Origin of the sequence: Clostridium sp., assembly GCF_032552055.1 — a bacterium.
GTDB lineage: Bacteria > Bacillota > Clostridia > Clostridiales > Clostridiaceae > Clostridium.
On sequence record NZ_JAWGSV010000404.1, the window covers coordinates 1 to 1510 of the forward strand.

The 1510-nt window shown below is 30.0% G+C and carries 1 protein-coding gene; it reads left to right on the forward strand.

Going from position 1 to position 1510, the window contains the following annotated elements; genetic code table 11:
- Positions 1–1305: chromosomal replication initiator protein DnaA (dnaA, locus tag E6248_RS15930; protein ID WP_316341746.1), on the forward strand; the 1305-nt coding region annotated here is incomplete at its 5' end.
- Positions 1306–1510: the final 205 nt, after the last annotated feature.

Genomic DNA, 1510 nt, shown 5'->3' on the forward strand with positions numbered 1-1510 from the left:
GGTGAAATGAGTGAAGTTAGTTTTAATACTTGGATTAAAAGTTGCGAACCGATTTCTATATCTTCCAATATAATAAGAGTTAGTGTGCCAAATTCCTTTACTCAAGATATTTTGGAAAAGAGATATAAGGATTTAGTTGTAAATTCTATAGAAGCTGCTTGCTCTAAACACTATAATGTAGAATTCATCGTAGCGTCTGATATCCAAGAAGTTGATGAAAAGGAAGATAAAAATAAATCTACAGATGATAAATCAAACATTACTGTAAATGACGAAATGTCTAGTACATTGAATCCTAAGTATACTTTTGATTCTTTTGTCATTGGTAATAGTAATAGATTTGCTCATGCTGCATCTTTAGCTGTTGCTGAAGCCCCTGCTAAGGCTTATAATCCGCTATTTATCTATGGAGGAGTAGGTCTTGGAAAAACTCACTTAATGCATGCAATTGGTCATTATGCATTACAAAATAATCCTAATACAAAAGTGGTATACGTTTCGTCTGAAAAGTTTACTAATGAGCTAATTAATGCAATAAGGGATGACAAAAATGATGAGTTTAGAAATAAGTATAGAAAAGTAGATATTCTTTTAATAGATGATATTCAATTTATTGCTGGTAAGGAAAGAACACAAGAAGAATTCTTCCATACATTTAATGAATTGCATGGCGCTAATAAACAAATTATTCTTTCCTCAGATAGACCACCGAAGGAAATTCCTACATTAGAAGATAGACTTAGATCTAGATTCGAGTGGGGGTTAATAGCTGATATTCAAGCACCAGACTTTGAAACTAGAATGGCTATTCTTAAAAAGAAAGCTGATGTAGAAAAACTTAATGTTGCAAATGAAGTTATGGTATATATCGCTACCAAAATTAAATCTAATATAAGAGAACTTGAAGGCGCATTAATAAGAATTGTAGCTTATTCATCTCTTACAAATAGACCTATTACAGTTGAATTGGCTGGAGAGGCTCTTAAAGATATTATTTCAAATAAGCAAAATAAAAATGTAACTATTGATGTTATTCAAGATGTTGTTGCTGCTTACTTTAATTTAAGAATTGAAGATTTAAAATCTCAAAGAAGAACTAGAAATATAGCTTATCCTAGACAAATTGCTATGTATTTAAGTAGAAAGTTAACAGATATGTCCCTACCTAAAATCGGAGAAGAATTTGGTGGTAGAGATCATACCACTGTTATACATGCTTATGAAAAAATTTCTGATTCTTTAAACACTGATGAGAGCCTACAACACACCGTAAATGATATAACAAAGAAGCTAACTCAAAATTAATCAACAACTGTACATAAGTTTATAAAATTAATTGTTGATAACTACTAAAAACAATATTAATTGTTAATACTGTGGATAAGACACTGATTTTTTGCTTTACTTATCCACAATATTTTTTTGTAAATAAACTAGTGTTTTAAAGGGCTAGGGATACTTATCAACATTTCAACAGCCCCTACTACTACTATTATTAAATATATTTATA